29 protein-coding genes are annotated in these 26,978 nt (G+C 36.3%); 28 read left to right on the top strand and 1 reads right to left on the bottom strand.

The genetic code is table 11. From position 1 onward, the window contains the following. Positions 1-75: 75 nt before the first annotated feature. From KDN24_RS14910 to KDN24_RS14855, 12 genes are all read left to right on the top strand, one after another. Positions 76-1,182: a prephenate dehydrogenase gene (locus KDN24_RS14910; RefSeq protein ID WP_409973488.1), complete on the top strand. Its 1,107-nt coding sequence runs from the start codon at positions 76-78 to the stop codon at positions 1,180-1,182. A 73-nt stretch (positions 1,183-1,255) separates the two neighbouring features. Next, the gene (aroA, locus tag KDN24_RS14905; protein WP_409973489.1) at positions 1,256-2,539 is read left to right on the top strand and encodes a 3-phosphoshikimate 1-carboxyvinyltransferase; all 1,284 of its coding nucleotides are present in this window, start codon (positions 1,256-1,258) and stop codon (positions 2,537-2,539) included. Between the two features lie 102 nt (positions 2,540-2,641). Next, the gene (locus KDN24_RS14900) at positions 2,642-3,547 is read left to right on the top strand and encodes a hypothetical protein (protein WP_409973490.1); all 906 of its coding nucleotides are present in this window, start codon (positions 2,642-2,644) and stop codon (positions 3,545-3,547) included. Between the two features lie 18 nt (positions 3,548-3,565). Next, entirely contained in the window at positions 3,566-4,822 is a 1,257-nt protein-coding gene (locus tag KDN24_RS14895) for a tetratricopeptide repeat protein (RefSeq protein ID WP_409973491.1), read from the top strand. A 32-nt stretch (positions 4,823-4,854) separates the two neighbouring features. Next, positions 4,855-5,400, top strand: a complete 546-nt coding sequence (locus KDN24_RS14890) for a ReoY family proteolytic degradation factor (protein WP_409973492.1) — start codon at positions 4,855-4,857, stop codon at positions 5,398-5,400. A 103-nt stretch (positions 5,401-5,503) separates the two neighbouring features. Next, a complete protein-coding gene (locus KDN24_RS14885) occupies positions 5,504-5,968 on the top strand; it encodes a YpiF family protein (RefSeq protein WP_491348062.1) in 465 nt (154 codons plus the stop codon). A gap of 148 nt (positions 5,969-6,116) precedes the next feature. Beyond that, positions 6,117-6,623 carry a Rieske (2Fe-2S) protein gene (locus KDN24_RS14880; RefSeq protein WP_409973494.1) on the top strand — a complete coding sequence of 169 codons (507 nt, stop codon included), beginning with the start codon at positions 6,117-6,119 and terminating at the stop codon, positions 6,621-6,623. Positions 6,624-6,626: 3 nt separating this feature from the next. Further along, the gene (gene qcrB / locus KDN24_RS14875; protein ID WP_409973495.1) at positions 6,627-7,301 is read left to right on the top strand and encodes a menaquinol-cytochrome c reductase cytochrome b subunit; all 675 of its coding nucleotides are present in this window, start codon (positions 6,627-6,629) and stop codon (positions 7,299-7,301) included. Between the two features lie 41 nt (positions 7,302-7,342). Further along, complete coding sequence (locus KDN24_RS14870; protein WP_409973496.1) at positions 7,343-8,104, top strand: menaquinol-cytochrome c reductase cytochrome b/c subunit; 762 nt, start codon at positions 7,343-7,345, stop codon at positions 8,102-8,104. Positions 8,105-8,176: 72 nt separating this feature from the next. Next, the gene (gene lhaT, locus KDN24_RS14865) at positions 8,177-8,770 is read left to right on the top strand and encodes a lipoprotein heptaprenylglyceryl N-acetyltransferase LhaT (protein ID WP_409973497.1); all 594 of its coding nucleotides are present in this window, start codon (positions 8,177-8,179) and stop codon (positions 8,768-8,770) included. Positions 8,771-8,880: 110 nt separating this feature from the next. Beyond that, a complete protein-coding gene (gene ypjB, locus KDN24_RS14860; protein WP_409973498.1) occupies positions 8,881-9,675 on the top strand; it encodes a sporulation protein YpjB in 795 nt (264 codons plus the stop codon). A 132-nt stretch (positions 9,676-9,807) separates the two neighbouring features. Next, the gene (locus KDN24_RS14855) at positions 9,808-10,434 is read left to right on the top strand and encodes a zinc metallopeptidase (RefSeq protein WP_491348487.1); all 627 of its coding nucleotides are present in this window, start codon (positions 9,808-9,810) and stop codon (positions 10,432-10,434) included. 22 nt (positions 10,435-10,456) lie between these two features. Here the strand turns inward: KDN24_RS14855 and KDN24_RS14850 are convergent, their stop codons facing one another. Further along, positions 10,457-11,326 carry a YitT family protein gene (locus KDN24_RS14850; RefSeq protein WP_409973500.1) on the bottom strand — a complete coding sequence of 290 codons (870 nt, stop codon included), beginning with the start codon at positions 11,324-11,326 and terminating at the stop codon, positions 10,457-10,459. Positions 11,327-11,570: 244 nt separating this feature from the next. On the opposite strand from KDN24_RS14850, the gene KDN24_RS14845 reads away from it, so the two are divergent. From KDN24_RS14845 to KDN24_RS14770, 16 genes are all read left to right on the top strand, one after another. Continuing rightward, the gene (locus tag KDN24_RS14845) at positions 11,571-11,885 is read left to right on the top strand and encodes a nucleotide pyrophosphohydrolase (protein WP_409973887.1); all 315 of its coding nucleotides are present in this window, start codon (positions 11,571-11,573) and stop codon (positions 11,883-11,885) included. 13 nt (positions 11,886-11,898) lie between these two features. Beyond that, complete coding sequence (gene dapB / locus KDN24_RS14840; protein ID WP_409973501.1) at positions 11,899-12,699, top strand: 4-hydroxy-tetrahydrodipicolinate reductase; 801 nt, start codon at positions 11,899-11,901, stop codon at positions 12,697-12,699. A 76-nt stretch (positions 12,700-12,775) separates the two neighbouring features. After that, the gene (gene mgsA / locus KDN24_RS14835; RefSeq protein WP_409973502.1) at positions 12,776-13,207 is read left to right on the top strand and encodes a methylglyoxal synthase; all 432 of its coding nucleotides are present in this window, start codon (positions 12,776-12,778) and stop codon (positions 13,205-13,207) included. Next, positions 13,167-13,901: a bacillithiol biosynthesis deacetylase BshB1 gene (bshB1, locus tag KDN24_RS14830; RefSeq protein WP_409973503.1), complete on the top strand. Its 735-nt coding sequence runs from the start codon at positions 13,167-13,169 to the stop codon at positions 13,899-13,901. The genes mgsA and bshB1 overlap by 41 nt, the downstream gene beginning before the upstream one ends. Next, a complete protein-coding gene (bshA, locus tag KDN24_RS14825) occupies positions 13,901-15,046 on the top strand; it encodes an N-acetyl-alpha-D-glucosaminyl L-malate synthase BshA (protein WP_409973504.1) in 1,146 nt (381 codons plus the stop codon). Before bshB1 ends, bshA begins: the two co-directional genes overlap by 1 nt. After that, positions 15,043-16,239, top strand: a complete 1,197-nt coding sequence (locus KDN24_RS14820) for a CCA tRNA nucleotidyltransferase (RefSeq protein ID WP_409973505.1) — start codon at positions 15,043-15,045, stop codon at positions 16,237-16,239. Before bshA ends, KDN24_RS14820 begins: the two co-directional genes overlap by 4 nt. Beyond that, the gene (locus KDN24_RS14815) at positions 16,224-17,204 is read left to right on the top strand and encodes a biotin--[acetyl-CoA-carboxylase] ligase (RefSeq protein ID WP_409973506.1); all 981 of its coding nucleotides are present in this window, start codon (positions 16,224-16,226) and stop codon (positions 17,202-17,204) included. The genes KDN24_RS14820 and KDN24_RS14815 overlap by 16 nt, the downstream gene beginning before the upstream one ends. A 326-nt stretch (positions 17,205-17,530) precedes the next feature. After that, positions 17,531-18,361, top strand: coding sequence for a 3-methyl-2-oxobutanoate hydroxymethyltransferase (gene panB, locus KDN24_RS14810; RefSeq protein WP_409973507.1), 831 nt, complete (start codon positions 17,531-17,533; stop codon positions 18,359-18,361). Positions 18,362-18,400: 39 nt separating this feature from the next. Further along, positions 18,401-19,252: a pantoate--beta-alanine ligase gene (panC, locus tag KDN24_RS14805; protein ID WP_491348061.1), complete on the top strand. Its 852-nt coding sequence runs from the start codon at positions 18,401-18,403 to the stop codon at positions 19,250-19,252. A gap of 12 nt (positions 19,253-19,264) precedes the next feature. After that, complete coding sequence (gene panD, locus KDN24_RS14800) at positions 19,265-19,648, top strand: aspartate 1-decarboxylase (RefSeq protein ID WP_409973509.1); 384 nt, start codon at positions 19,265-19,267, stop codon at positions 19,646-19,648. A 155-nt stretch (positions 19,649-19,803) separates the two neighbouring features. Further along, positions 19,804-22,611 carry an ATP-dependent DNA helicase DinG, 3'-5' exoribonuclease type gene (dinG, locus tag KDN24_RS14795; RefSeq protein ID WP_409973510.1) on the top strand — a complete coding sequence of 936 codons (2,808 nt, stop codon included), beginning with the start codon at positions 19,804-19,806 and terminating at the stop codon, positions 22,609-22,611. Between the two features lie 278 nt (positions 22,612-22,889). Continuing rightward, positions 22,890-23,060, top strand: a complete 171-nt coding sequence (locus KDN24_RS14790; RefSeq protein ID WP_491348060.1) for a YpmA family protein — start codon at positions 22,890-22,892, stop codon at positions 23,058-23,060. Positions 23,061-23,074: 14 nt separating this feature from the next. Further along, the gene (locus tag KDN24_RS14785) at positions 23,075-23,548 is read left to right on the top strand and encodes a cell wall elongation regulator TseB-like domain-containing protein (protein ID WP_409973511.1); all 474 of its coding nucleotides are present in this window, start codon (positions 23,075-23,077) and stop codon (positions 23,546-23,548) included. 15 nt (positions 23,549-23,563) lie between these two features. Further along, positions 23,564-24,754: a pyridoxal phosphate-dependent aminotransferase gene (locus KDN24_RS14780; RefSeq protein ID WP_409973512.1), complete on the top strand. Its 1,191-nt coding sequence runs from the start codon at positions 23,564-23,566 to the stop codon at positions 24,752-24,754. Between the two features lie 125 nt (positions 24,755-24,879). Further along, complete coding sequence (gene asnS / locus KDN24_RS14775) at positions 24,880-26,175, top strand: asparagine--tRNA ligase (RefSeq protein ID WP_409973513.1); 1,296 nt, start codon at positions 24,880-24,882, stop codon at positions 26,173-26,175. A 79-nt stretch (positions 26,176-26,254) separates the two neighbouring features. Beyond that, positions 26,255-26,965, top strand: a complete 711-nt coding sequence (locus tag KDN24_RS14770) for a DnaD domain protein (RefSeq protein WP_409973514.1) — start codon at positions 26,255-26,257, stop codon at positions 26,963-26,965. The last annotated feature ends 13 nt before the right edge of the window (positions 26,966-26,978 follow it).

Genomic DNA, 26,978 nt, shown 5'->3' with positions numbered 1-26,978 from the left:
AACTAAATTAAAATTCACTTGATTCAGAGGCTCCTAATAAAGCCTCTGAATTATTTTAAAGGTCGGTGTACAGCTTTGGAAGGGCGTGTATTTGTCATTGGGCTCGGTTTAATTGGGGGCTCATTAGCATTATGTATAAAAAAAGCTCATCAAAATACGCATATGATCGGTTTTGATGTAAATATAGAACAAGCAAAGATAGCGAAGCTGCTACATGCTGTTGATGAAACAGTCGATTGTATTGAAGATGGAGCAGTTCGTGCAGATTTAATTATTATTGCTACACCTGTAAAAGAAGCAGAAAATATTCTAAATATTTTAGCAGAACTTCCACTTAAGAAAGATGTCATCATTACGGATGCAGGTAGTACGAAAAAGGAAATTGTCGATAAATCTCTCATTCTTCAAAAGAAGGAGATTACGTTTATCGGAGGGCATCCGATGGCAGGTTCACATAAGAGCGGAGTAGCTGCAGCTAAATCCATTTTATTTGAAAATGCTTTTTACTTATTAACACCAGAAAAGCATGTTAAAGATGAAGAAATTGGACGTTTGCAACAATGGCTTATTGGAACAAAAGCAAAATTTCTTACAATGACTCCAGATGAACATGATTATTTAACAGGTGTTATTAGTCATTTTCCTCATATCATTGCGGCTTCCCTTGTTCATCAAGCTGAAAAGACAAGTGAGAGAGAGAAGCTCATTCCTCGTTTAGCTGCAGGCGGCTTCCGTGATGTCACAAGAATTGCTTCAAGTAGTCCAACAATGTGGAGAGATATATTACTTCATAATAAAACGGTGTTGCTTCAACTTCTTCAAGAATGGCAAGAGGAAATGGCAAAAGTTTCGACTATGCTACAAACTGAAAATAGTCAAGAAATATATGAGTATTTTCTAAAAGCAAAACAGTTTCGTGATGAGCTGCCGCAAAAAGAACGCGGTGCTATTCCAAATTTTTACGATTTATTTCTTGATGTTCCAGACTATCCAGGTGTAATTTCTGAAGTGACTGGAATACTGGCAGAAGATGAAATTAGTATAACAAATATACGAATTTTAGAAACACGCGAAGATATAAATGGAATCCTCGTCATTAGTTTTCAAACGGAAGAGGATCGAAGTAAAGCTGCAATTTGTATCCAGAACAATACAACATATCGCACGTCACTTGGGTCTTAAAGTAAATAACTAAGCACAAGTTTGGTGGAAAGCGAAGAAGGGAAGAGCGAAATGATGGTAAGGAGTGAACGTGATGAAACCAATTAAGCTAAAAACTAATATTTCAAGTTTAAAGGGAGAAATTGCGATTCCAGGAGATAAATCTATTTCACATCGTTCCATAATGTTTGGTGCGATCGCGAATGGGAAAACGACAGTATCGAATTTTCTATTAGGTGAGGATTGTTTAAGCACAATTGATTGCTTCAGAAAATTAGGGGTAATGATCGACCGAGATGAAGAAAAGGTTATTATATATGGAAATGGTTTAGAAGGTTTACATGAACCTCAGGAAATATTGGACGTTGGCAATTCTGGTACAACCATTCGATTACTGTTAGGAATCCTTGCAGGACGAGCATTTCATAATGTGCTTATTGGAGATGAATCCATTGGAAAGAGACCGATGACTAGAGTGACAAAACCTTTACAACAAATGGGAGCCACGATTCATGGAAGAAGAAATGGTGAATATACACCATTATCCATTCAAGGTGGAGACTTAAAGAGTATTGAATACGAGCTTCCGGTTGCAAGTGCACAAGTGAAATCTTCGATATTATTCGCGGGTATTCAGGCAAATGGTATAACGACGGTTATCGAGCCAGCTAAGACAAGAGATCACACGGAAAGAATGATAAGGAAGTTTGGTGGTCACATTGAAGTCGATGGTCTAACTTTGAGAATCTCGGGTAATCAGCATTTAGTAGGAACAGACATTCATGTGCCAGGAGATATTTCTTCTGCAGCTTTCTTTTTAGTTGCAGGTGCTATTGTACAAGACAGTGAGATTATTTTGCGCAATGTTGGTTTAAATCCAACGAGAACGGGCATTCTTGATGTTATGGAACGAATGGGCGCCGATCTTACAATCATAAATAAACAAGATTCCTTTGAGCCTTATGGGGATATCAGGATTAAAACCTCCTCACTGAAAGGGATAACGATAGAAGGCAATTTAATTCCACGTTTAATTGATGAGATTCCGATCATAGCTTTATTAGCAACACAAGCAGAAGGTGTAACGGTCATAAAAGATGCGGAAGAATTAAAAGTGAAGGAAACGAATCGAATAGATACTGTAGTAGCTGAATTAAAGAAACTTGGGGCCAATATTGAACCAACAGACGATGGGATGATTATTCGCGGAAAAACTACTCTAACTGGTGGGAATGTTTCAAGTCATGGAGATCATAGGATTGGCATGATGTTAGCTATTTCTGCCGCTATTTGTAAAGCAGATGTTTTTCTTGAAAAGGAAGAGTCCATTTATGTCTCCTATCCATCGTTTTTTGAACATCTTCATTTACTTTCATAGATACAGGGCTGCAGTTTTTAAATTGCAGCTCTCATTTTTTCTTAGTTATAAAAGTGGGAAAACATTCATAGCTTGTCTTAAGACCAATAAAAGGGTGGTTTTATGACTTATATTATTGAAAATGCGAATATTCTCAAAGGTAAACAACTTAACACAGCCTCACTCCTCGTTGATAATGGGCGAATTTCAGCGATGAAACAAAGCTTTCAAAAATACAAGTTTATGAAGATGAATGCTGAGCCTTTTATTATGACGCCAACACCAACTCTTTTCAAAAAACATCTTCCAATAGAAAAATCCTTCTCAGAGTTCAAAAAATATTTTATGGATGAATTTATTTTAAAAGGAAGTACAGCTTTTTTGACGGTTGCTCATATCAGCCAAGAGCATGAGCTCACGACAAAAATAAAGCGGCTTAAAACACAGTTATTTAATTGTCCAATCGATTATATTATTGGTGTGCAAATCCCGGTTCGTTTAGTTACACAAACCTTTTTACGTAAATGTAAACGAGAAAAAGTTCCCGCCATTTTCATTGAAATAGAGCAAATGGATGAGCTTTATCAACTCCCATGGGGATGGATACGCGAGGCGATGTTCCCATACAACAGTCCGCTCATTCCAGTTTTTAAAGCAAACAATATGAAGGAACAGAAACAAGTCCATCACGATTGGATCTGCTTAATGGAAGAAGAGAGAATTCCATTTATTAAGCATGAATTAACTGAAGATGCCCCATTGTCGAATCATGCTCTTGCGAAAATAGGCATTTTTCCTTTTAAATCGAATATTCAGCAAGGTCATGAACTATCATATAATTTGTATGAAAGTAGTGACGAAATCAGAAATATTGAAGAATTGGAGCTGTTTCATTATCATAATAGTAAGCTTGTTGTTACGGTCCATAAAGGAGAAGTAATTCGAGCGAACGATTTTGTATTTTTTCGCCCTGGTTTTGGCGAACATGTTAAAATAAACACACCCTCATATTTAAAGATTGAAGCTTAGTGCCGAAAGGAACAGATGATGGATAAAATTAATACAATTATTGCGCTTCTAGAAAGTGGTCAGCATGAAGAGGCAATGCAGAAATTCAAACATATCTTATTAAAAGGATCACATGAAGAAAGATTTATGTTAGGCGAAGAGCTTTTTCAAATGGGATTTATTGAGGAAGCAAAGCTATTATTTTCAAGACTGCTTGAATCGTATCCAGAGGAGGGGGAAATACTTGTTCTTTTAGCTGAGTCACATATAGAGCTTGGGGAAGAGGATGAGGCGATTCTCGTGCTAGAACGAGTAAATCATGATGATTCGAGTTATCCACAATCACTTTTACTGCTAGCTGATCTTTATCAAATGGAAGGATTGTTTGAAGTAAGTGAACAAAAGCTCCAACAAGCAAAGTTGATTTTACCAAATGAAGTTATTATTGATTTTGCCCTTGGTGAATTGTATGCTGAGCAAGGGAAATTTCTTGAAGCAGCAAAAGCCTACGAGAAGGTATTAGAAACAGAAGATATGATTGCTGGTGTAAATATCAATCAACGAATGGCAGAAGTGTTAAGTGTTGGTGGAGCCTTTGAAGTAGCTTTGCCATATTACGAAAAAGCAATGAAAGATAAAATGGAAATTAATACGCTTTTTAGTTATGCGTTTACCGCATTACAGGCTGGCTATAATCGTACCGCCATTGAAAAGTTCACTGAACTAATGAAGCTTGATCCAGAATATCATTCTTTGTATTTGAACTTAGCAAAGGCATATGAGCGTGAGGAAGAGCTAGAAAATAGTTTTCGTGCTGTCAAAATGGGTATTAAACAAGATGAATATAATAAAGAGCTTTATTATTACGGTGGAAAGCTTGGACTTAAAATAAGCAATGAAGAGGAAGCAGAAAAATTATTTAGGGAAGCACTCGCACTTGATCCTGAATACACTGAAGCTGCTGTTACTTTGAATAAATTATTAATAAGACAAGAAAGATATGAGGACATCTTAGAAATTGTAGGGATGTTGAAGGATTTTGAAGAGGAAGAACCGAGGCTGTTTTGGGATGCGGCAATCGCTTATCAACAACTTGAACAATATTCTTTGGCATTAAACAAATATGACTCAGCATATACTTTCTTTAAAGAAGAACCTGATTTTCTTTCTGACTATGGATATTTTCTAATTGAAGAAGGAAAAAGAGATAAGGCCATCGAAGTTTTTAATAAGCTAGTAATTATGGAACCGAATAACTTAGAATATCGAGATGTTCTCGGAAGACTTTTAGAATGATCTTAATGAATACACAGAGGAGGGATTCTAACATGTCAGCCCCTGTTTCTGTCAACGAGAAAAAAGATTTTATTCGCTGGTTTCTTAATCATTATCAATTAAAAAGACGTGAATGTGTCTGGATATTGAATTATTTAATGAGTCATGACCAGTTGATGGAAAAAGTCCATTTTGTTGAACAAGCGCAATATAGCCCAAAAGGTTTAGTCATGTCTACTCATTGTGTTGATGATGTCCCATTTCGTTTTTACAAGGAGAATGTAATGACAACAGATGCAGAAAAATCGTTTCATGATATTCGCCTAAATCGAGAAGAGGATATTTTTATTCAATTAAACTTTCATGCATCAAATAAAGCTCATCAATATGCAGCTGTTCTTGAAGAGAATCCATACATGCCTAAAAACCTGCAAATTAGTGAGAAAGAGCGTCTAATTGCCGAAAGATTTCTTGCTGAAAGCATTGAAAAATTTCAAAAAGAATTATTGATGAAAAAAATTGATGAAGCATTGGATCATCATGATGAAAAAGCATTTTTACATTTAACAGCAAAACTAAAAGCTATGAAAAAAACATGACATTCGCTTGCTGATATAAGCAGGCGAATATTTTTGTGTAATCGATTAAAGATAATGATATGATTAGGAGGAATAAATAGTTGTAAACGGAGTGAATGATTAGATGAGATGGGTAACTCAAGATATTGAAATGTTTATGAAATCAAAGGAGTATATTGATACGGCTGTTATCCCACTATTGCCAATATCCTTTGCAGATGATATGAAAAATACAGCATGTAGTCATGAATTTATTTCGATGTTAAGCGTTCAGGTAGAAAGACAATTTCACGGCAGATTGCTTATGCTGCCTAGTCATACATATTTAACATCATTGGCAGAAGAAGAATTAGTTCGCAATTTGTCAATATGGGAGGAAAAATTACTTTCTGAGGGATTTAAATATATATTTTATTTCACATCAGATAGTCTATGGAAGTCTCATGAAAATCAGCTAAAAGGAGATGTACTTTGGCTGCCATCCTTGCCGCTTGAACAATTTGATGAAAGTCAACGAAATTCCATTATGGAGGATCAAGTTAAGCAATTAGTAAATTTATTTATGCAAAAATGGCAAAAAGAAGACTAAAAGCAATATAAGTCATACAGTTGCCACCGTTTGGACACAGGATTATATTGACCTTCAATTCAGATTGATATATCATGGTTATGTCCTAGTTTTATATTGTGTTATTTTTGTCCGTTGGACTTCACTTTATAACAGAGGGGGGAAAAATATGAGCAAAAACCGGGTTTCAAGACGTCAATTTTTAAACTACACACTCACTGGTGTAGGCGGTTTCATGGCTGCAGGTATTTTAATGCCAATGGTTCGATTTGCTATCGATCCAGTGCTTCAAGCGAAGGCTACAAGTGATTTTATCCCAACTACAAAAAAAATGGCGGATATCACGGATGTACCTACGCGTGTTGATTTTAAATTCGATCAACAAGATGCATGGTATGAATCTGAAGTTACAGGTACTGCATGGGTGTATAGAGATGACAAAGGAGAAATTGTTGCACTATCACCAGTTTGTAAACATTTAGGCTGTATGGTTGACTGGAATACTGACAAAGCTAACCAAGATCATTTTTACTGTCCTTGTCATGGAGGACTTTACACGAAAGATGGTACGAATGTGCCGGGAACACCTCCATTTGCACCATTAGATGTATACCCTTACATTGAAAAAGACGGTTATTTGTATTTAGGTAAGGCTAAGCCAAGAAAGGGGGCGTAATCATTGCTAAACAAGATTTATGATTGGGTAGATGAACGTTTAGATATTACCCCTTTGTGGCGCGATATCGCAGATCATGAAGTGCCAGAGCATGTTAACCCCGCGCATCATTTTTCTGCATTCGTATACTGCTTCGGTGGATTAACGTTCTTCGTTACCGTTATTCAAATTCTTTCTGGAATGTTCTTAACGATGTATTATGTTCCAGATATTAAAAATGCTTGGGAATCTGTATACTACTTGCAAAACCATGTTGCATTTGGACAGATCGTCCGCGGTATGCACCATTGGGGTGCGAGTTTAGTTATTGTCATGATGTTTTTACATACTTTGCGCGTTTTCTTCCAAGGTGCGTATAAAAAACCTCGTGAATTAAACTGGATTGTCGGAGTACTTATTTTCTTCGTCATGCTTGCGCTTGGTTTAACAGGTTATTTATTACCTTGGGATATGAAGGCATTATTTGCTACTAAAGTTACAATGCAAATTATTGAGTCTACACCATTAATTGGGGATTATCTAAAAGTTCTTATTGCTGGTGATGCAGATATTGTTGGGGCACAAACGATTACACGATTCTTTGCGATTCATGTATTCTTCTTGCCAGCGGCATTGTTTGGATTAATGGCTGCTCACTTTGTGATGATTCGTAAACAAGGTATTTCTGGACCATTGTAAAAAAGTAGATGATTTTTTGATAAAGGAGGGGGAATCGCCCAATGCATCGTGGAAAAGGTATGAAATTCGTTGGTGACTCTCGTGTACCAGCTACTGGACGTATGAAGAATATTCCGAAAGATTATTCTGAATATCCCGGGAAAACGGAGGCTTTTTGGCCTAACTTCCTGTTAAAGGAATGGATGATAGGCGCAGTTTTCTTAGTAGGTTTTTTATGTTTAACGATTGCACATGAGCCACCGCTTGAAAAAATTGCTGATCCGAGTGACACAGCTTATATCCCAATGCCAGACTGGTATTTCTTATTCTTATACCAATTACTTAAATACACTTACGCATCTGGTCCATACAATGCTGTAGGAGCATTTATTATTCCTGGTCTAGCTTTTGGAGCATTATTACTAGCTCCGTTTATTGACCGTGGCCCAGAGCGTCGTCCTTCTAAACGACCATTTGCGACAGGCTTTATGCTTTTAGCATTAGCAGCGATTACGTTTTTAACTTGGCAATCAGTTGCTACTCATGACTGGGAAGCAGCTGCAAAGCAAGGTCAAATTGTTGAATTTGACACAAGTGCTGAAGGTTATAAAATTCTAGAGGCTAATAATTGCTTAAGCTGTCATGGTGCCGCTCTTGAAGGCGGTGGAGGTGCACCATCACTTATTGATACAGGATTAACGCCTGAAGAGGCGAAGGATATTGCTGTAAATGGGGTAGGAGCAATGCCTCCTGGTATGTTTAAAGGAACTGAAGAAGAGTTAGACAAATTAGCCGAATATATTTCAACACTTACGAGCAAATAGTATAATAATAAAAACTGACGATCCATTCGTCAGTTTTTTCTATATCGTTTATTTAAAGAAATGAGGGCAAATATGAAATGGATCTATCCTTTATTAGCTAATCGGACAATCCTTTGGCTGCTGTTAATCATTAATATCGCAGGGACGATATACGGATATCTTTGGTATGGGCCACAATTAAAAGACACACCACCAATATTTCTACCATTTGTTCCAGATAGTCCGACAGCAAGCTTATTTTTTGTAATTGTCTTAATTGCTTTTTTGCTTCGGACAAATTGGCCGCTTTTTGAAGCATTAGCAATTATTACGCTTATTAAATACGGTGTTTGGGCTGTTGTGATGAATTTATTAGTGCTTAAAGTGACAGGAGAGCTCGACCTTATTGCTTTAATGTTAATTTTTTCTCATGGAGCTATGGCCATTCAAGGAATGCTCTTTGCGCCTTTTTATCGAATAAAAACATGGCATATTATAGTTGCAGCAATTTGGACATTGCATAACGATGTCATTGATTATGTATTTTTAATGCTGCCGCGCTACGATATTTTAGATATGTATATTCCTCAGATTGGCTATTTCACTTTTTGGTTAAGCATGGCTTCTATCGCTATTACAGCTTACTTAACAGTAAGAAAAAATCGTTTTACATTAACAATTAAATAAGCTTTCAATTTGGCTATATTCGAAGTCCCCCTATAGCCTCTCTTAATTATTGGTCTAACCTTGTCCAATCTCACATACATATTTATTAGTGATTTGTGGGAGGGACAAGTATGAGAGCAAGGATCATGATCGCAGCTATAATAATATTTCTTTTCATTCCGATGTCAATACCAATACATGCTGAAGTAAAGACGTCTGTGGATCAATTGGACAAACTTTCTGATGAAGCCTTGCAAATGGTGAAGCTTCAACGATATGGGGATGCAAAAAAACTGCTTGATTATTTTTCGAGGCAGTTTACATCTGTTTCAAAACATGAGCGATCATTGTCAGAAGATGAGCTGCGAATTGTCACAGTTTCATTTAATGAGGCTGTTGAGGCAACTGCAAATCTAACAATGAACCATGATGAGAGAATCAATCGAGTTACGAAATTTCGTCTTGTCGTTGATACAATAACTTCGAAATATGAACCGCTTTGGACAGAAATGGAGTCACCCATTATGTCGATTTTAAGCGAGATGAAAGCTGCTGCATATAATGGGGATAAAGAACATTTCCATTCAAAATTGAATGCTTTTTTATCTTTATATGACATGATTTACCCAAGTTTGAAGCTTAGTGTTGAGGTTGGACGAATTCAGCAATTAGATACACGAATTAATTATATAGACCGATTCCGTCCAGAAATTTTATCAGAGTCTGCAAGCTTACAAGAACTTGAAGCATTAGAAGCTGATTTACAGCGAATATTTGCTGATTTAGAGGAAGATGAAGCCGATCCTTCTTTATGGTGGGTCATTATTTCAACGGGTAGTATCATTGTTGCTACATTAACGTATGCTGGCTGGAGAAAATATCAAGGAGAGAAAGAAAAAGAGAAAGATCGCTCAAGAAGGCATTAACGTTGACTTTATTAAGTATTAAAAATACAATAAATATATATACACTAAAAATTTTAAAAATATGGAGGTACAATTTTGGGAGCATATCTCATTTACTTTGCGATCATCATCATCGTTCCTCTGTGGGCACAAATGAAGGTTAAAGGTGCATACGCCAAATATTCAAAAGTTCCGGCTTCCTCACATATGCGTGGTGCTGAAGTAGCAAGAAGAATTTTGGATTCTCATGGATTATATGAAGTATCAGTTGAAGAGACACAAGGACATTTGTCTGATCACTATGATCCACGCTCAAAAACAGTTCGATTATCAACAGCAAATTATCATGGACATTCAGTTGCAGCAGCAGCGATTGCTGCACACGAATGTGGGCATGCGATTCAAGATCAGCAGGATTATGCATTTTTGCGCTTCCGTCATTCGCTCGTTCCAGTTGCCAATATCGGTTCTAATTTTTCGTGGATATTAATCTTGATTGGTTTAATTGCTGGTTTGAGCAATTTTGTATTAATAGGAATTCTCTTTATGGCTCTTGCAGTTGTTTTTCAGCTCGTAACACTTCCTGTAGAGTTCAATGCTTCGAGTCGTGCGATGGATGAAGTTGTATCCCTCGGAATTATTCGGAACGATGAAGAAAGAGAAACAAAAAAGGTTTTGAGTGCAGCTGCATTAACATATGTTGCCGCAGCGGCTATTGCAGTATTAGAATTATTACGTCTCATTTTAATTTACACAGGAATGGGAAGACAAAATGATTAAACCAGCCAAAGGGCTGGTTTTTTTATTCAATAGGCTTTTTATTCTCATCAAGTGTAAAGCCTTCACCGAGTACATCATTGACAGAACTTACAGAAACAAATGCATGTGGATCAACAGATGTGATGACATTCTTTAAGCGAATAATTTCATTTTTAGGAACGACGCAATAAAGGACATCACGTTCTTTCTTAGTAAAAGAGCCTCTTCCGCTTAAAATCGTTACCCCTCGTTCCATTTCATTCATAATTTTTTTGGCAATTTCGTCATTCAAATCAGATATAATCATTGCCCCTCTTGCAGCATAAGCTCCTTCTAGCATGAAATCGATCACCCGTGCTCCAATGAATACAGCTACAAGTGTATACATGGCCTCTTTATATGACAAATAAAAAATCAGGGATAAAGTAATGACTACCGCATCAAATGTGAACATTGTTTTCCCCATGCTAATACCAGTGAATTTATTCACTAGTCGTGCAATAATATCAACGCCGCCTGTTGTTCCTCCAAATCGAAAAATAATTCCCAGCCCTACTCCAATGAATACACCTGCGAATAACGCTGCTAATGTTAAATCCTCTTTAAGTGGTATATTGAATTGATTACGTTGAAAAATCCATAAAAAAACAGAAACACTAACAGTTCCAAGCAATGTATAAAGAAAAGCGTTTCTTCCTAGTAGTTTCCATCCAATAATAAAAACTGGAATATTTAATATTAAGTTTGTATAAGAAGGATCAAGTTGAAAGAGAAAATATAATAGCAATGTGATTCCAGTAAAACCACCTTCTGCTAAATTATTTTGCATATTAAAATGTACGAGGCCAAAAGAAAAAATTGCTGCTCCAATTATAATAAAAACGATATTTTTAATTTTTAGTCCAAATATCATAAAAATCCTCCAATTCCCGAAATTTCTACAACAGATGCGTCTTTAATTATATAAGATCATTATTATTAGAGCAATGAAAGCATAGATTGTAAAAAATATTTGTAAAAGCGCATTTGTTTAGCTAACATAAAAGGAGGAAATTCATCTTTAGCGTGCATAATTCTCTCTCATCTAAAAGTGAGAGAATCATGTAAACTTGTCTTAGAAAATGAATTGAGGTGAAAATAGCTTGACGAATAAAACGATGAAGGAGCTTCAAAAGGAAGTCGATAGTTACATAAGTCAGTTTAAAGAAGGCTATTTTAGTCCACTTGCCCTATTAGCAAGAATGACAGAAGAATTAGGGGAGCTTGCAAGAGAAGTAAACCATCAATTTGGTGAAAAACCAAAGAAGTCGACAGAAACGGAGAAAGCGATCGAAGAGGAATTAGGGGATATGTTATTTGTCCTTATCTGCTTTGCAAATGCCTTAAACATTGATTTAGAGGAAGCTCATAATATTGTCATGGAAAAGTTTAATATGCGCGATAAAGACCGTTGGACAAGAATAGAGGGCTGAAGGGGAAGAAGATATGGATAACATAAATATTGTAATCGCCGGTCCACGCGGACGAATGGGAAGGGAAGCAGTTCAGCTCGTAATGGGAATCGAAAATTACAATCTAGTAGCTGTCATCGATCATAAAAATGATGGTGGACTCTTAAGTGATTCAGACGGGTTTTTCGGATTACATATTCCTGTTTACAGTGATGTTTCACAATGTTTTCGAAATACGAAAGTAGATGTAATCATTGATTTAACGACACCTAAATTTGGCATGTACCACACGAAAATAGCATTGGAACATGGTGTCAGGCCAGTCGTTGGGACGACAGGCTTTACGAGGGATAACTTAATTGAGCTTAAACAAATTTGTGAAGAGAAAGAACTTGGCTGTATCATCGCTCCAAATTTTGCGATTGGCGCTGTATTAATGATGAAGTTTGCTCAAATGGCAGGAAGGTATTTTCAAGATGTAGAAATTATTGAACTTCACCATGATCAAAAACTTGATGCACCATCAGGGACAGCTGTGAAAACAGCGGAAATGATTGCCGATGTTCGTCTGATGAAGAAACAAGGACACCCAGAGGAGAAAGAAACATTAGCAGGAGCTAGAGGAGCGGAGTACGAAGGGATGCACATTCATTCTGTTCGCTTACCAGGATTAATCGCTCATCAGCAAGTTATTTTTGGTTCAGAAGGACAATCCTTAACAATTCGTCATGATTCCTATAATCGTAGTTCTTTTATGTCTGGTATAAAGTTGGCAGTTGATACTGTACTTAAAATCGATACATTAGTGTACGGCCTTGAAAATATTCTAGAATAATAATACAAAGCGAAAGTTGGCTTAGCTTCATAGGAACTTCGACTATGTCGCTTTCGCTTGGCAGAGGAGTGTCATTATGAATATTGCCTTAATTGCACATGATAAAAAGAAAAATGATCTCGTTAGCTTTGTCACCGCCTACAAAAATATATTTGCTAATCATAACCTCTTTGCGACCGGGACAACTGGATCGAGAATTATTAATGAAACAGGGCTTGATATACATCGATTCCAATCAGGTCCATTAGGTGGGGACCAAGAGGTTGGTTCTTATGTAGCGAATAATAAAATGGACATTGTTATTTTTTTTCGTGATCCTTTAACAGCACAGCCCCATGAGCCTGATGTATCTGCACTTATTCGATTATGTGATGTGTATTCTGTTCCTTTAGCAACAAATATGGGGACAGCAGAAATCTTAATTAAAGGCCTTGAACGAGGAGATTTATCCTGGAGAACATTTGTGAATGGGAAAAGCGGTGGGGAAAATGCGGGAACTAAAGCTTGATATTTTAGCTTTTGGTGCCCATGCAGATGATGTCGAAATTGGCATGGGAGCAACAATTGCGAAATATACAGCTCTGGGAAAAAAAGTAGGTATTTGTGATCTAACAAAAGCTGAGCTGTCATCTAATGGGAATGTTGAAACGCGAATGATTGAAGCAAAAGCAGCAGCTTCTATACTAAATGTTGATGTAAGGGAAACTCTTCATATACCTGATCGAGGCATATACCGAAATGATGTTTACATAAAAAAGATTGTAGATGTAATCCGTACATATAAGCCACAGCTTGTTTTTTCACCCTATTTTGAAGATCGTCACCCAGACCATGGACATTGTTCCAAACTGGTAGAAGAGGCTGTCTTTTCTGCTGGTATAAAGAAATATGCGCAAGAATCAGGCTTATCGCCACATCGTGTGAAAAATATTTATTATTATATGATTAATGGTTTTCATAAACCTGATTTTGTTATAGATGTTTCAAATTATATGGATAAAAAAATAGCGAGCCTCAATGCCTATAAAAGCCAATTTGTGAAAACAAGTGATGCAGTTGATACACCTCTAGTAAATGGTTATATTGAAACGATTGAAGCTAGAGAGAGACTGTTTGGGAAAGAAGTTAATGTTGTTTATGCAGAAGGTTTTATGAAAAAACGGCCATTAATCATAAATTTTGATTTATTTGGAGAAGAATGATGATAAAGAAATTAAAAATTGGCATTACATGCTATCCATCGGTTGGCGGATCTGGGGCAATTGCGACCGAATTAGGTAAAAAGCTAGCTGAGAAAGGACATGAAATTCACTTTATTTCCTCCAGTCTCCCTTTTCGGCTGAATAAAATGTATCCGAATATTTATTACCACCAAGTGGAGGTTAATCAATATTCGGTTTTTCAATACCCACCATATGATATTGCACTCGCAAGCAAGATGGCAGAGGTCATAAATCGTGAGGGTCTTGATCTACTTCATGTTCATTATGCTATCCCTCACGCTGTATGTGCTATTCTCGCAAAACAAATGAGTGGAAAAGATATTAAAATTGTGACGACTTTACATGGGACAGATATTACAGTACTTGGATATGATCCTTCACTTACTGCTTCAATTAAGTTTGCCATTGAACAATCAGATATCGTGACAGCTGTTTCAAATTCACTTATAGCTCAAACATATGATGTCATTAACCCAAATAAATCAATTGAGCTTGTTTATAATTTTATTGATGAGGAGGTATTTAGATTAACAAACTCCTCTCATTTACGTAATGATTATGGGATAAACAAGGATGAAAAAATTGTGATTCATGTTTCTAACTTCCGAGCGGTAAAACGAGTTCAGGACGTCGTTAAAGCATTTGCTCGTATTTCAGAACAAGTATCAGCTAAACTCCTACTAGTAGGTGATGGGCCAGAAATGACCGTCATTTGCCGATTAGTGAATCAATTGAATCTTAGTGAAAAAGTATTATTCCTCGGTAAGCAGGATAATCTAGAAGAGTTATATTCAATCAGTGATCTAATGTTATTACTTTCAGAGAAAGAAAGTTTCGGATTAGTAGCATTAGAAGCAATGGCATGCGGTGTGCCATGTATAGGAACTCTTGTTGGGGGAATTCCCGAATTAATTACAAATGAAAAAAACGGATATTTGTGTGAACTTGGAGATATTGAAACAATTGCTGAAAAAGGAATCGCTTTATTAAAGAATGAAGAATTACATAAACAATTTTCAACCGAAGCAATTAATTCTGCTTATCATCATTTCCGAGGAGAGCTAATTGTAAGTCAATACGAAAATATATATTATGAGCTTTTAAAGATTGGTGAGGAACAATGAAGAACCCCTTTCTTGCAGCAATTCCATTACTATCAAAAATCGAGTCTGCTGGTTTCGAAGCATATTTTGTCGGTGGGGCGGTAAGAGATTGTCTGCTCGGAAAAAAGATTGAAGATGTAGATATTGCTACATCGGCAACACCTGCAGAAATGAAACGTATTTTTCCTAAAACAATTGATGTTGGGATTGAACATGGCACAGTTATTGTATTATTCAATGGAATCCCGTACGAGGTGACAACATTTCGTTCGGAAGCAGAATATATAGATTTCAGGAAACCTAGTGAAGTTCAGTTTATTCGTTCATTAGAAGAAGATTTGCAGCGCAGGGATTTCACAATGAATGCGATAGCAATGAATAAAGATGGAAACTTTATTGACCCGTTTAATGGAAGGAAAGCTATTGAGGATAAGGTTATTCAAACAGTAGGAAAAGCGGAGGAGCGTTTTTCAGAAGATGCATTAAGAATGATGAGAGCACTCCGATTTTTTAGTCAGTTAGATTTTGTGATTGAGAAGGAAACTTATGCAGCATTAGCATCACTAGCTCATTTATTAGAAAATATTTCTGTCGAACGAAAACTAGTTGAATTTGAAAAGCTTCTTATTGGAAAAAATCGCAAAAAAGCTCTTTTAAGTTTAACTGAAACGGGATTATATAAATATTTGCCAAACTTATCTAGTTTTCAACAATCAATATACAGCATGTTGAACTATGATTATCATTCTCTTTCACTTGAAGAAATGTGGTGTTTTTTGTTATATCAATTCGATATGCATGGAAATGATCGAATCGCCTTTTTGAAAAGCTGGAAAATGCCAACGAAAAAAATAAAATCCATTTCTTCAATTGGGAATTGGCTACATTATCGATTAGAAAAAAATTGGACTGATGTGGCTCTATATACTGCTGGACTTGAAAATGTAAAAAGCGCAGAGAACATTCTTAATGTAATAAAAAAACAAAATAAGGATGATGAAAGCTTCTTACTAGAAAGATATGAATTGTTGCCGATCAAACAACGAAGTGAGCTCCAAGTGACAGGAAATGATCTGCAAGCTTGGTTTCAACGAAAGCAAGGGCCATGGATAAAAGAAACATTAGATAAAGTTGAAATAGCGGTCATTAATCATGAAGTGAAAAATGAGACTGATTCTATTAGGGAGTGGTTATTCGGGTGCAATCAGAGGTAAGGAAGAAAATGCTTGAGGCATTTACAAATAATAAAGATGATTATTTATCTGGCCAGCATTTAGCTAATGTAATTGGTTGTTCAAGAACGGCGGTTTGGAAGCATATTGAAGAGTTAAGGAAGGAGGGATTTCAACTTGAGGCTGTACGAAGAAAAGGCTATCGAATTTTGAAAACGCCAGAGAAAGTGACTGCAGATGAAATTAGATTAGGATTGATGACAGAATTTCTTGGCAGACAAATTCATTATGAAGAAAGTGTGGATTCTACTCAAAAAATTGCCCATCGCCTTGCATATGAAGCTGCTCCTGAAGGAACAATTGTTATTGCTGAGGAACAATTATCTGGAAAAGGTAGAATGGATCGAGTATGGCATTCATCTAAATATACAGGAATATGGATGAGCTTGATTTTGCGGCCTAATATCCCGCCTCCTAAAGCACCACAGCTAACTTTACTTACCGCTGTTGCTGTTGTTCAAGCGCTCGAAGCTTTAACAAGCCTTTCTCCACAAATTAAATGGCCGAATGATATCTTACTAAATGGCAAAAAAGTAACAGGGATTTTAACAGAGCTTCTTGCTGAACCAGATCGAATTAATGCGATCATTATTGGGATCGGAATAAACGTTAATCAGCAAATGGAAGACTATCCAGAAGACTTAAGAGCAACTGCCACTTCTTTATCAATTGAATTAGGCGAGCAGCTAAAGCGGGCAGACATTATAAAAAGCCTTCTTCTAAAATTGGAACAATTGTATACGCTTTACTTAGATAAAGGTTTCTATCCAATAAAGCTTCTTTGGGAAAGCTATGCAGTTAGTATTGGAAAGAATATTACAGCGAGGACATTATTAGGCAATATAAATGGAAAAGCACTTGGGATTACTGAAGATGGTGTCCTTATGATTGAAGACGATTTAGGGAAGATTCATCATGTTTATTCTGCGGATATAGAACTTAAATGATTTTTCTAGTCAATGAGACGTTGGATTTGTTATAATTTATTTGGAATGCTAAAGTTAAGGCGTTACCATCTTTTTATTTGGGCAGTATCCTTTGTTGAACTGCACCGTTGTTTTCAAACAAATTGAAGAATTTCTGCCTAGATCCGTAAGTGGACCGGGACAGAGGGATGAAATGCAATTTTGAGCTTATTTTTAGATCCTTCTGCTAGCAGGGGGATTTTTACTTTGCTCCACCTAGACTTTAGGTGAATTTTTATCGCCCTCTTCCTTACAAGAAATGAAAGGCTTTAGCGAAAGCTGAAGCGAAACTAAGAGGAGGAATAGAAATGAAGAAAACACTCGATTTTCAGACGATGAAACAGGCTGGGGAGAAAATCGTAATGCTAACCGCTTATGATTATCCGAGTGCCAAACAGGCTGAACAAGCAGAAGTTGATGTGATTTTAGTTGGGGATTCACTTGGAATGGTCGTATTAGGCTATGATTCAACTGTGCCAGTAACGCTTGATGACATGATTCACCATGGAAAAGCTGTAAAACGGGGAGCAAATAATACATTTATCGTAATTGATATGCCCTTTATGAGCTATCATTTATCGATTCGAGACACACTTATCAATGCTGCAAAACTAATTCAAGAAACGGGTGCACATGCTGTTAAAATTGAAGGGGCAGATGAAGTGCTTCATAGTATTGAAGCTTTAACAAAGGCTGGTATTCCTGTTTGTGCTCACTTAGGTCTGACTCCACAATCGGTTGGTGTTCTAGGTGGTTATAAAGTACAAGGAAAAGACGCTGAAGCTGCTAGAAAGCTCATTGAAGATGCGAAAAAATGTGAGCAAGCAGGAGCATTTATGATTGTGTTGGAATGTGTACCGAAACAGTTGGCAAAAGAAGTTTCGGAAACACTAGAAATTCCGACGATTGGAATTGGTGCTGGAGTTGATACTGATGGACAAGTTCTTGTCTATCATGATGTGCTTTCTTACGGGGTTGAACGAGTCCCGAAATTTGTGAAGCAATATTCCGATTTAAATCATGTGATTAAACAAGGGATAGCTTCTTTTACGGCAGAAGTTAAGCAAGGAAAGTTTCCACAAGAAGAGCATAGCTTTTCGATGAAGGAAGAAGAATTGCTATCGTTATATGGACGTTAAGGTAAATTCGAAATGCTATTGTAATGATGGAGGATAGACATGCAGGTAGTAACAACAATAAAAGAAATGCAAACAACTATTTCTCGCGAAAAAAAGCAAGGAAAATCAGTTGGTTTTGTTCCAACGATGGGATTTTTACATGAAGGGCATTTAGAGCTAATTAAAAAGGCTAGAGCAAATAATGAAATCGTCGTATTAAGTATATTCGTTAATCCGATTCAATTCGGCCCAAATGAAGATTTTAGTTCCTATCCTCGAGATTTTGAACGGGATAAGCAACTTGCCGAAAAAGAAGGAGCAGACTATATTTTTTACCCTTCTGTAGATGAAATGTATCCATCTGAATCTTCCGTAATTGTTCATGTAAAAAAGAGAACAGATGTATTATGCGGCAAATCTCGTCCAGGCCATTTTGATGGTGTAGCAACTGTGCTTACAAAGCTCTTTCACATTATACAGCCTGACAAAGCTTATTTTGGGAAAAAGGATGCACAGCAAGTTGCAGTTGTTGAAGGGTTAGTTGAGGATTTTAATTTTCCGATAGAAATCATTGCTGTAGAAATTGTTCGAGAAAAGGATGGGCTAGCAAAAAGTTCTAGAAATATTCGTTTGCTACCTTCTGAAAGGGAGCAGGCTTCATCACTTTACGAAAGCCTGTTACTGGCAAAGAAGCACATTGATGACGGTGAAAAAGATTCTGAGAAAATCATGACAATAATAAAGGAAAAGCTTGAAAAAATGGATGGCGTGATTGATTATGTTGAAATTCTTGCTTATCCAAGCCTCGAAAAACAACCGGTTTTAAATAAAAAAATGATCATTGCATTAGCGGTGAAATTTTCGAAAGCGCGACTAATTGATAATTTAATTATAAACATTGACGAGGACTAAGGGGGAATCATCATGTTTCGCACCATGATGAATGGAAAAATTCACCGTGCAGTTGTAACAGAAGCAAATTTAAATTACGTAGGCAGCATCACAATTGATGAAGATATCCTTGATGCAGTTGGGATGGTTGCAAATGAAAAGGTGCAAATTGTGAATAATAATAACGGTGCTAGACTTGAAACGTATATTATTCCTGGTACAAGAGGGAGCGGTGTTATTTGCCTGAATGGAGCTGCAGCTCGGCTTGTGCAAGTAGGAGATATTGTGATCATCATTTCATATGCACTCGTACAGGAAGAAAAGGTGTTAACACATAAACCAAAAGTTGCACTTATGGACGAACATAATCAGATTAAAGAAATCATCGATTTCGAGCCTGAAAGTACAATTCTTTAAAAATGATATTTGGGAAATCGCCTGTGAGGAGCTGTTTTTTAGCCTATAGCCCACAGGCTTTTTCTATGATCACATGAAGCAATTATGTCATTAACCTTTTTCTTTTTCTGTTTTTATGATACCGTTTGATTGACTGAATGTTAGAGGTGTGTAGTATGGGTAATAAATTTGTTGTGATTGATTTAGAAACAACAGGGAACGCCCCAAAAAAGGGTGATAAAATTATTCAATTTGCTGCGGCTGTAATCGAAAACGGTAAAATTACGGAAGAATATAGCTCGCTTGTTAATCCCGGGCAATCAATTCCGCCCTTCATTGAAGAATTAACGGGACTAAATGATGAAATGGTCAAGGATGCACCAAAATTCTCCGAAATTGCTCCAAAAGTATTAACGCTTTTAGAAGGCGGATACTTTGTTGCCCATAACGTTCTTTTTGATCTGACGTTTTTACAGGAAGAATTAGTGGAAGCAGGGTATAACGGTTATTATGGTCCGATTATTGATACTGTTGAATTAGCAAGAATTCTAATGCCGACAGCAGATAGCTTTCAATTGTCTGAACTTGCCTTAAGAGAAGGGTTAAATCATGAGCGCCCTCATCAGGCAGATAGTGATGCATATGTGACTGCAGAGCTGCTATTACTTTTGTTCGAGCGAATAGAGAAATTACCTTTGCAAACCGTTAAACAGCTTCAGAAGCTAGCTAGCGGATTAAAAAGTGATTTTAGTTTATTATTAGATGAAATCATTTCACAAAGAGAAGCGACCATTGAAAATGTTCGCGATGATCTTGAGATTTATCATGGAATTGCATTAAAGAAAATGCAAGAAGGATATCAGTGTTCGACAACTGATTTGTCAGGGTATCCATCTGAGCATAAAGAAAAAATAACACTTTTCCAAAAAGTGTTTCCTTCTTATGAACAAAGAATGGGTCAATTTACAATGATGGATTGTATATATAATGCTTTTTCAGATAATACCGATGCAATGATCGAAGCTGGTACAGGTGTTGGCAAATCATTAGCCTATTTAATTCCTGCTGTGCTTTTTGGAAAAGAAAAACAACAACCGGTTGTTATTAGCACCTATACGACACAGCTACAAGATCAATTACTTACAAATGATATCCCGAAGCTAAAAAAAATGCTTCCGTTTTCTATTAATGCCGCTTTAATAAAAGGAAGAAGTCATTATTTAAGCTTGACAAAATTCGAGCAATCGTTGATAGATTATGATGATAATTACGATACCATTCTTACGAAAATGCAAATTCTCGTTTGGTTAACAGAGACGGAATCCGGTGATATTGACGATGTAAATTTATCAAGCGGTGGCATTATTTTCTGGAATAAAATAAAAAATGATGAAACGGTTTTTCTAGAAAATAAATCTTGGCTTTCAAGAGATTTTTATTTACGTGCGCGAAGAAAAGCCTCCAATGCAGATCTCATTATTACAAATCATTCGCTTATTCTTACTGATCTTATTGCTGAATCAAAAATACTTCCTGATTATAAATATATTGTCATTGATGAAGGTCATCATTTTGGTCAAGTTGCAAGCAAGCATTTTGGCTATACGTTTGATTATTTAAAAATTCGTTATCAGCTTAGTCAAATAGGATTTATGGAACAAAAGCATTTACTATTTAAACTCGAACAAATAGTTGAAAAGCTGAACCTTGATGACCTTGATTTACTTCATTCTTTTGAAGTAAATCAAATGCTTATCCAACTAGATTTTGAACTTGCTGAATTATTTAAAATCATTTCTATTTTTGCGAAAAAAAAATCGAGGGCGATAAAAGGGTTTAATCGGGTTAATTGCCGTATTTCTAATGATGAGTCGAGCAAAGAGTGGGAAGCAGTACAGACAAGTGCTGAAAGATTTTTATTCCAGTTAGTCGATGTTGTAAACGAATTAACGAAGCGGCTAAAAGCAATTCGGAATAGTGAAGTGAAAGATTTGTTAACGGCACGAGATAAATCAAGCCTAGAAGAATTATCCTCACTATTAGATGAACTTTCAGAAGAAATACTCATCATTAGAAAATTATTTTTACAATCATTACGTGAATATGTAAAATGGATTGAAATAGATGTGAGATCAACACAAAATGCAACAACTCTTTTTACGCAGCCTATTTCAGTTGCTGAATATTTAAAAGAGCAATTTTTCAAAAATAAGAATAGTGTCGTGATTACCTCGGCTACATTGTCAGTTAAAAATTCTTTTAACTATATGGGAGAGCAGCTAGGACTTCAATCATCTGATTGTTCAACTATGCAAATTCAATCCCCTTTCAACTATGATAAACAGGTAAAACTAATTGTTCCAGATGATTTGCCCGAAGTAAATGCTGTTTCACTTGAAGAATATGTGGCAGCCATTAGTGAGCACATTATATCAATTGCAGAAGCGACAAAGGGAAGGATGCTCATATTATTTACTTCTCATGACATGTTGAGAAAGACGTATGACTTAATAAAGGAATCCGGTTTTCTTGATGATTATGCCATAATAGCCCAAGGAATATCGAGTGGTAGCCGTTCAAGACTAACACGGAATTTCCAACGCTTTGATAAAGCAATCTTATTGGGTACGAGTAGCTTTTGGGAAGGGATAGATATTCCGGGAGAAGATTTAAGTTGTTTAATCATTGTGCGACTGCCATTTTCACCACCGGATGACCCAATTATGGAAGCAAAGTGTGAGGAAATTAAAAACAATGGAGGGAATCCATTTTCTAATTATTCATTACCTGAGGCCATCATTAGGTTTAAACAAGGTTTTGGCAGACTAATTAGAACGAAAACGGATCGTGGATTTATATTCATTTTTGACCGTAGGGTCATAACAACAAAATATGGAAAATCCTTCTTGGAATCCATTCCTTCTATTCCAGTTGAAAAAAGGAAAATTGGAGAGATTGTGGAAATGATTAAGAAATGGCTATAAAAAATGCTGCGCTTTTGAGCGCAGCAAAACGAAGTTGTGGATTAGAAGAAAAAATTTTTGATGATATATTTAAGGGTTAACTCTAAGCTGTTATACTGTACTATAGAAAAATAAAGTATGGGCTTTTATGAGTTAGGTAAGTGTCTAGCTCCGCTAAACAGGATATACTGGCTAAGCTAAGCATACATACGTATTTCTTGTTACGTACTTATAGCATGTCCTGAACGAACAAGCATATTAGTAACAAATATTGAAAGTCCTTGAGGAGGAATTCCAGAATGGAAAGCAAGATTGAGGTTTTATCGACAGTAAAAATCATGCACAGTTCAGATTTGTATAAGATTGTCGATATCTTAAATAGGACATTAAAAGAAAAGGATTTAATGTTCGGGTTAGCACTTGATAAAGAGGATCAAAATAAAGCTGTTTTTACAATTTATCGAACATAAGTAGAGTGAAAAATGTGAAGAAATTTATTATAATTAGCATTATTACCATTGTTGCTTGTATTGGAGTAGCTTCAATTATTTATGTAAATGCTGTAAATCCTGTCAAGGAAGCTAAGCAAAAAGCCATTCAGACTGCACTTGAAAAAACAGAGTTAGTAGAAGCTGAGGACTTTACTTTATATAACGGTCAAGACACCTATTATGTCATAAAGGGCAAGGATGACAGTGGGACAGGCATTTATGTATGGGTACCAGAAAAAGAAGGAAAAATTATTGTACGAAAACAGGCGGATGGGATTACAAAACAAGAAGCAATAAATAAACTAAAAGAAGAAAAAGATCCTCAAGAAATTATTTCCGTTCGCCTAGGCATGTTAAAAGATTTCCCTGTATGGGAAATTTATTATCGTTCAAATGGGGACTTAATAAATTATTATTATGTTGATTTCAAAAGTGGAGATTGGCTTAAAAAAATTGAGAACTTATAAGTGGAGGGAAAGGAATTGGATTTAGAGCTTGCACATAGAGTTACGGCATTAACACCTTCTTCAACGCTCGCTATTACTGCAAAGGCAAAAGAGCTTAAAGCACAAGGATTCGATGTGATTGGGTTAGGGGCAGGGGAACCTGACTTTAATACCCCTCAGCATATAATCGAGGCTGCCCACAAATCAATGCTTGAAGGTCATACTAAGTATACGCCTTCTGCAGGTCTTCCAGCTTTGAAAAAAGAAATTATCAATAAATTTAAGCGGGATCAAGGAATCGAATATGACCTAAGCCAAATTATTGTCGGAAGCGGTGCAAAGCACGTCCTTTATACTTTGTTTCAATCACTTTTGAATGAAGGTGATGAAGTCATTATTCCAACTCCATATTGGGTAAGTTATCCTGAACAAGTAAAATTAGCTGATGGTGTTCCTGTTTATGTTGAGGGGAAAGAAGAAAATGAATACAAGATTACACCCGAGCAGTTAACTGCCTCCATTACAAACAAAACGAAAGCGATTATTATTAATTCCCCAAGCAATCCTACTGGAATGCTTTACTCGGAAGAAGAATTAGTAGCATTAGGTGAAGTATGCTTAAAGCATAATATTCTTATTGTATCAGACGAGATTTATGAGAAATTAGTTTATGGCAGTTTTAAGCACGTATCAATTGCAGAGCTTTCATCGCAATTAAAAGAACAAACCATAATTATTAATGGAGTGTCAAAATCACACTCAATGACAGGTTGGAGAATCGGTTATGCAGCTGGTAACTCAAAGCTTATTAAAGCGATGACAAACCTAGCTAGCCATAGCACATCGAATCCAACGACAAACGCTCAATATGGAGCAATTGCAGCATACGCAGGTCCAAAGGAAATGGTTTTAGAAATGAGTGCTGCCTTTGAAGTAAGATTAAACACGATTTACGACAAATTAATTAATATCCCAGGCTTTACTTGTATTAAGCCGCAAGGTGCATTTTATTTATTTCCTAATGTTAAACAAGCTTTAGAATTAACTGGTTACGAAGATGTTGATGCGTTCTCAACTGCATTGTTGGAAGAAGCGATGGTAGCTGTAATTCCAGGAACAGGCTTTGGTGCACCGAATAATATTCGTCTATCATATGCAACATCTTTAGAGCTATTGGAGAATGCTCTAGTACGGATACAGCAATTTGTCAAAAGTAAAATGAAATAATTGAAAATGGCAGCTGAGTATTTTCAGCTGCTGTTTTTTTAAGCAATATTGCTTGTCTGAACTTCGAAGAGTATAATATAAAGGATACATAGCGAAAGATTTACTAGTTTTTGGAGGGAATATTTGTGGTTAAAACAACAATATCTGAAGTTTACAAATATGTAGATCAAGAAGTCGTAATCGGTGCATGGATTGCGAATAAACGTTCTAGCGGAAAAATTGCTTTTCTGCAATTGCGTGATGGAACAGGATTTATCCAAGGAGTCGTCGTTAAGACAGAAGTGGCTGAAGAAGTATTTCAAGCAGCTAAATCAATAACACAAGAGTCTTCTTTATATGTTACGGGTAAGATTCAGAAAGATGAACGTTCTCCACTAGGATATGAACTACTTGTTACTGGCATTGAGGTTATCCACGCTGCAGTAGATTATCCAATTACACCAAAAGAACACGGAACTGAGTTTTTAATGGATAATCGTCACTTATGGCTCCGTTCTCGTCGTCAGCATGCAGTGATGAAAATTCGTAATGAAATTATTAGAGCTACTTATGAGTTCTACAATGAACAAGGTTTTGTTAAGGTAGACCCACCTATTTTAACAGGAAGTGCACCTGAAGGAACGTCTGAATTATTCCATACGAAATATTTTGATGAAGATGCTTATCTTTCTCAAAGCGGCCAGTTATATATGGAAGCTGCAGCTATGGCACTTGGGAAAGTATTTTCATTTGGTCCAACTTTCCGTGCAGAAAAATCAAAAACCCGCCGTCATTTAATCGAATTTTGGATGATTGAGCCTGAAATGGCGTTTTATGAGCATGAGGAAAGCTTAAAGCTCCAAGAGGATTATGTTTCTTATATTGTTCAATCTGTCTTAAAAAATTGCAGTATTGAACTTAAAACATTAGGTCGTGATACGGCAAAACTTGAACAAGTAAAAGCGCCTTTCCCTCGAATCACATATGATGATGCTGTTAAGTTTCTCCAAGAAAAAGGATTTGATGATATTGTATGGGGCGATGATTTCGGCGCGCCACATGAAACTGCTATTGCTGAAAGCTTTGATAAGCCAGTATTTATTACACATTATCCTACTTCGTTAAAGCCGTTTTATATGCAGCCTCATCCAGAACGTGATGATGTAGTATTATGTGCGGACTTAATTGCTCCTGAAGGCTATGGTGAAATTATTGGTGGTTCAGAACGGATTCACGACTTTGAGCTATTAAAGAAACGTTTGGAAGAGCATCATTTAGAAATGGACGCTTATAAATGGTATTTAGAGCTTCGTCAATACGGTTCTGTTCCACATTCTGGTTTCGGTCTTGGACTTGAAAGAACGGTTGCTTGGATTAGTGGAGTTGAGCATGTAAGGGAAACAATCCCATTCCCACGTTTATTAAACCGTCTATATCCATAAGCTATAATCCGCTTCGGCGGATTTTTTTCATCTTACTAGTGAATATAATTCATGCTATACTTAAATTGAGGTGTCAGGAATGGCTAAAACAAATATGATGAAATGGCTTCGAGAAGGACATGTTACGATCCCTGGAGTTTTATTATCTCAATATAAAGAAATGAATTTAAATGAGCATGAACTAATACTCATATTGCATGTAATCTCCTTTATTGAAAACGGAAATGAATTTCCTACTCCTACCGAATTATCATCCCGCATGACAATCTCTGTCTCCGAATGTACGGAAATTTTGCGTAAATTAATTCAGAAAGGGTTTATAGAAATAAAAGAAGGTTACTTAGCAGATGGAATTCGATATGAAAAATACGAGATTGAACCATTATGGGAAAAGTTAATTGATCAATTCCTCATGAAAAACAAACAAGAAGCGGTAATGATGAATCAAAAAAATGAGACTGATTTATATACATGCTTTGAACAAGAATTCGGTCGACCGTTATCACCTTTTGAATGTGAAACACTTGCATTATGGATGGACGATGATCATCATGATCCACATATTATTAAAGCAGCACTCAGAGAGGCTGTTATGTCAGGTAAATTAAACTTCCGTTATATTGATAGAATCTTATTTGAATGGAAGAAAAATGGAATTAAAACAATTGAGCAAGCGAAAAGTTATGGGAAAAAATTTAGGCAGAATCAAATACAACAGCGCTCGAAACAATCTGAAGGAACATCACAAGCAGTGAAGACAATTCCGTTTTATAATTGGTTAGAGCAATAAATTAGTAAGTGGT

This window comes from Cytobacillus sp. Bva_UNVM-123 (genome assembly GCF_046351715.2).
GTDB lineage: Bacteria > Bacillota > Bacilli > Bacillales > Cytobacillaceae > Cytobacillus.
This window is presented reverse-complemented; position numbering and strand designations above follow the sequence as displayed.

Excerpts from the sequence above, each read along its gene's own strand:
- KDN24_RS14790 (WP_491348060.1), top strand. The coding sequence starts at position 22,890 with ATGGAAAGCAAGATTGAGGTTTTATCGACAGTAAAAATCATGCACAGT.
- aroA (WP_409973489.1), top strand. The coding sequence starts at position 1,256 with ATGAAACCAATTAAGCTAAAAACTAATATTTCAAGTTTAAAGGGAGAA.
- KDN24_RS14820 (WP_409973505.1), top strand. The coding sequence starts at position 15,043 with ATGAAGAACCCCTTTCTTGCAGCAATTCCATTACTATCAAAAATCGAG.
- KDN24_RS14855 (WP_491348487.1), top strand. The coding sequence starts at position 9,808 with ATGAAGGTTAAAGGTGCATACGCCAAATATTCAAAAGTTCCGGCTTCC.
- panC (WP_491348061.1), top strand. The coding sequence starts at position 18,401 with ATGCAGGTAGTAACAACAATAAAAGAAATGCAAACAACTATTTCTCGC.
- KDN24_RS14870 (WP_409973496.1), top strand. The coding sequence starts at position 7,343 with ATGCATCGTGGAAAAGGTATGAAATTCGTTGGTGACTCTCGTGTACCA.
- mgsA (WP_409973502.1), top strand. The coding sequence starts at position 12,776 with ATGAATATTGCCTTAATTGCACATGATAAAAAGAAAAATGATCTCGTT.
- ypjB (WP_409973498.1), top strand. The coding sequence starts at position 8,881 with ATGAGAGCAAGGATCATGATCGCAGCTATAATAATATTTCTTTTCATT.
- panD (WP_409973509.1), top strand. The coding sequence starts at position 19,265 with ATGTTTCGCACCATGATGAATGGAAAAATTCACCGTGCAGTTGTAACA.
- KDN24_RS14885 (WP_491348062.1), top strand. The coding sequence starts at position 5,504 with ATGAGATGGGTAACTCAAGATATTGAAATGTTTATGAAATCAAAGGAG.
- KDN24_RS14845 (WP_409973887.1), top strand. The coding sequence starts at position 11,571 with ATGAAGGAGCTTCAAAAGGAAGTCGATAGTTACATAAGTCAGTTTAAA.
- KDN24_RS14770 (WP_409973514.1), top strand. The coding sequence starts at position 26,255 with ATGGCTAAAACAAATATGATGAAATGGCTTCGAGAAGGACATGTTACG.
- bshA (WP_409973504.1), top strand. The coding sequence starts at position 13,901 with ATGATAAAGAAATTAAAAATTGGCATTACATGCTATCCATCGGTTGGC.
- bshB1 (WP_409973503.1), top strand. The coding sequence starts at position 13,167 with ATGGGAAAAGCGGTGGGGAAAATGCGGGAACTAAAGCTTGATATTTTA.
- KDN24_RS14900 (WP_409973490.1), top strand. The coding sequence starts at position 2,642 with ATGACTTATATTATTGAAAATGCGAATATTCTCAAAGGTAAACAACTT.
- panB (WP_409973507.1), top strand. The coding sequence starts at position 17,531 with ATGAAGAAAACACTCGATTTTCAGACGATGAAACAGGCTGGGGAGAAA.
- KDN24_RS14850 (WP_409973500.1), bottom strand. The coding sequence starts at position 11,326 with ATGATATTTGGACTAAAAATTAAAAATATCGTTTTTATTATAATTGGA.
- KDN24_RS14890 (WP_409973492.1), top strand. The coding sequence starts at position 4,855 with ATGTCAGCCCCTGTTTCTGTCAACGAGAAAAAAGATTTTATTCGCTGG.
- KDN24_RS14895 (WP_409973491.1), top strand. The coding sequence starts at position 3,566 with ATGGATAAAATTAATACAATTATTGCGCTTCTAGAAAGTGGTCAGCAT.
- dapB (WP_409973501.1), top strand. The coding sequence starts at position 11,899 with ATGGATAACATAAATATTGTAATCGCCGGTCCACGCGGACGAATGGGA.
- lhaT (WP_409973497.1), top strand. The coding sequence starts at position 8,177 with ATGAAATGGATCTATCCTTTATTAGCTAATCGGACAATCCTTTGGCTG.
- KDN24_RS14880 (WP_409973494.1), top strand. The coding sequence starts at position 6,117 with ATGAGCAAAAACCGGGTTTCAAGACGTCAATTTTTAAACTACACACTC.
- dinG (WP_409973510.1), top strand. The coding sequence starts at position 19,804 with ATGGGTAATAAATTTGTTGTGATTGATTTAGAAACAACAGGGAACGCC.